The organism is Vibrio sp. V38_P2S17PM301 (assembly GCF_009904845.1).
GTDB classification, from domain to species: Bacteria; Pseudomonadota; Gammaproteobacteria; order Enterobacterales; family Vibrionaceae; genus Vibrio; species Vibrio proteolyticus.
On the sequence record NZ_WXWO01000045.1, the window covers coordinates 1 to 3,542 of the forward strand.

Genomic DNA, 3,542 nt, shown 5'->3' on the forward strand with positions numbered 1-3,542 from the left:
ATCAAGTGAATTGTTATTCACAAAATGCAACTAAAGTATCTATAAACTACTAATTTAATGACTATTTTTGTAGTTAACCAATTATGTTGATTATGGAACTAATATCATTTGATTAATGATTTTGTTATTGATCATTTCTTGTCCTGAATATAATTTGTTACAAATCAGTTACAGATTTTATCGTTCAAAATGAAAGCAAGAATTGTATTTTTATTATCGTCATTGGTGTCTTTTTACGCCCTTTCGACACCCACTCCTAATGATGAAATGTTATTAAAGTCGCTTATTGAACGTGGCGTGATTTGTAGCGGATTGTCCTACGAGCAACAGCAAGAAGCCCTTCGGATATATCTTAATCAGAAAGCCAGAAATAAATTAAATCACAACAAGGATCTCAAGGTCGATGACGCGTCCAAAAAGGCGTGTATTGCACCTGACACAGAAGTCACTAACAACGAACCTTCTTAAAGCCTGCTTTAAGAAACCGTTGGCTATTCGGAAAACAAAAAATAATAAGGAAATATCAATGAAACCTATGAGGAAAACATTGCTCGCAACTGCAATGCTCACTCTTTTTAGCGTCAGTGGTTACGCGCAAACTCCAGCTGACATGGGGGTTGTTAACGAAGAGAAACTCATCGAAATGCTCGTTCGTAAGGGCGTTGTCGATGAGAATGCTTCCGACACAGCAAAGCGTGAAGCTCTGGATAACTATCTGGAAGCTAAAATCCGTTCAGGCTTCAAAGGAGACGCACAATTTGGCAAGAAAGCGCTGGAGAAGCGTGCCAAGGTGCTGAAATCGATTGAAAAGCACAAAGGACACCAACGTGCCAGCGTGTTTGCTCTGGACGTCAGTCAAAAACGTACCGACAAGGTTCTGGCCCTGTTGATCGACTTCCCTGATCTGCCTTGGGACGACAACAAGCTGACCAAAGAGCATACCGAAATGCTTTACGACAGCTATGAGCCACACCACTATCAGAATCTGCTGTTCTCAGGCGCCGGTTATGCTGGTCCGAACGGTGAAAATCTGATCTCGATGCGTCAATACTACGAAAGTGAATCTGGCGACAGCTACAGCGTTTCCGGTCAGGCCATGGGCTGGTACCGTGCAACCAAAAACGCGGCTTTCTACGGTGGTAACTCACCAACCACAGACAATGACATGAATGCTCAGGAGCTGGTGCGTGAAGCGCTGGATCAACTGGCACGTGACCCGAACATCAACCTGGCAGACTATGACGTTGAAGACCGCTACGACTACGACGGCGACGGCAATTATCGCGAGCCCGATGGTGTTATCGATCACCTGATGGTCTTCCACTCTTCTGTGGGTGAAGAAGCTGGTGGCGGCGTGCTGGGTGCAGACGCTATCTGGTCTCACCGTTTCAACCTTGGCCAATACCATGTACTGGAAGGCACCAAGAGTAATGTTCCGGGCCGGTTTAACGGTCAGTTTGCCGCGTTCGATTACACCATTCAGCCAATCGATGCTGCGGCAGGTGTGTGTGCGCACGAATACGGCCATGACTTAGGTCTGCCAGACGAATACGACACCCAATACACAGGTAAAGGCGAGCCGGTTTCTTACTGGTCAATCATGTCTTCCGGTAGCTGGGCTGGTCAGATCGGCGGTACACAACCAACTGCCTTCTCCTCTTGGGCAAAACAGTTCCTGCAAAACTCCATTGGCGGCCGTTGGATCAACGATGATCAAATTACCATCAATGAGCTGGACAAAGGCGACCGCGTTTTCACTCTGTTCCAAACGACCGATAATGATCGTCCGAACATGGTGAAAGTAGATCTGCCTCTGAAACGTATCGAAGGTCTGAAGCCGTATGAAGGACAATACTCCTTCTACTCAGACAAAGGCGATGATCTGAAAAACAGCATGTCACGCACCTTGTCTGTGCCTGCTGGCGGTAAAGTGACACTGAGCTTCAAAGCTTGGTATGAGATCGAGAAAGACTACGACTTCGCCCGAGTGAAGGTTAATGGTCAGGCGATCGCTGGTAACATCACCACAATGGACGACCCTTACAAAACAGGTCTGGTACCTGCAATTTCGGGTATTTCCGGTGGTTGGATCGATGCGGAATTCGATCTGAGCGAATGGGCAGGTCAGGATATCGAGCTGGCGTTTGACTACGTCACCGATGGTGGTCTGGCGATGGACGGTCTGTACATCGATAACATGGTACTGGATGTTGATGGTCAGGTTACTCCTGTTGACGACGCAGAAGCAGCTTCAACGTTTGCTTTCAACGGTTACCGCCTGACAGACGGCTACCACGAAGCGCCACACTACTACCTGCTGCAATGGCGTAGCCACAACGACGTCGACGAAGGTCTGGCAAACATCAAACGTTTCGGTCAGTTGATGTCGTTCGAACCCGGTCTGATCGTATGGTATGTCGACGAGTCGATGACAGACAACTGGGTGGGTCGTCACCCTGGTGAAGGCTGGCTGGGCGTAGTTGATGCGGATCAGAACGCGATGGTTTGGGCCAACAGTGGCGAAGCAGCGCAAACGCGTTACCAAATCCGTGATGCGGCCTTCTCGCTACAGGATCAGACACCAATGCGTTTGGTTAACGGCAGTGGTGATGTTCTGGAAGATGTCAGCCTGATTGGTACGGCGTCATTTGCAGACAACCAGGATTACTCGAACCCACAATCACCAGATTCCGGTCGTAAACTGACTGAGTTTGGTCTGGAAATCGAAGTGATCGACCAGGCTCCAAACAACGAGTACGGCGTTATCCGCGTTTCGAAAGCAGCCGACGACAACATTGCTCCAGAAGCGGGCTTTGAAGTGAAAGTTGACGGTCTGAGCGTCAAAGCATTCAACCATAGCGTTGACAAAGACGGTCAGTTGGTTAGCTACCTGTGGGATTTCGGCAACGGCCAAACCAGCGATGAAATGGCACCAGCCTGGTCTTACGCTGAAGCAGGAAGCTATCAGGTTTCTCTGACTGTTACGGACGACAAAGGCGCAACCGACACCATCAGCAAGCAGGTGACCGTTGAAACACCGAATGCGTTGCCTGAAGCGAGTGCTAAATACATCCACCTGGGCCGTTGGGTCACCATGTGGTCAACCAGCACAGACAGCGATGGCCGTATTGTGGACACTGAGTGGACGCTGCCAGGTGGTAAAGTGAAACGTGGACGTATCTTTACTTCCATCTTCCCAAGCTATGGCGAACATGAAGTTAAGCTAACCGTGATGGATAACGACGGTGCAACAGTAACGAAAACCATCGTTGTGGATCTGTAATTCCCCGATTATTCCCAAGTTCCATGGGAAGCTCCTGGCGCAACCTTCGGGTTGCGCCTTTTTTGTATAGAGAAAACCCCCAGCTAGGCTGGGGGTTCCGTAAAGCTTACAGCTATAAGTTAGTTATATAACCCCTTTCAATTTGATAAAAACGTCTTGTGGTCTGGCAACTGCAAGAGTTAATTAAGAATTGAAAGGGGGTCCCAATGGGGGACGAAAAGAGCTTAGCGCACACGCGATGGAATTGTAAATATCATGT

The 3,542-nt window shown here is 48.4% G+C and carries 1 protein-coding gene; it reads left to right on the forward strand.

The genetic code is table 11. The features are described 5' to 3' along the window. Positions 1-526 precede the first annotated feature (526 nt). Complete coding sequence (locus tag CAG64_RS09875) at positions 527-3,283, forward strand: immune inhibitor A domain-containing protein (protein ID WP_161447422.1); 2,757 nt, start codon at positions 527-529, stop codon at positions 3,281-3,283. Positions 3,284-3,542 lie beyond the last annotated feature (259 nt).

Excerpts from the sequence above, each read along its gene's own strand:
- CAG64_RS09875 (WP_161447422.1), top strand. The coding sequence starts at position 527 with ATGAAACCTATGAGGAAAACATTGCTCGCAACTGCAATGCTCACTCTT.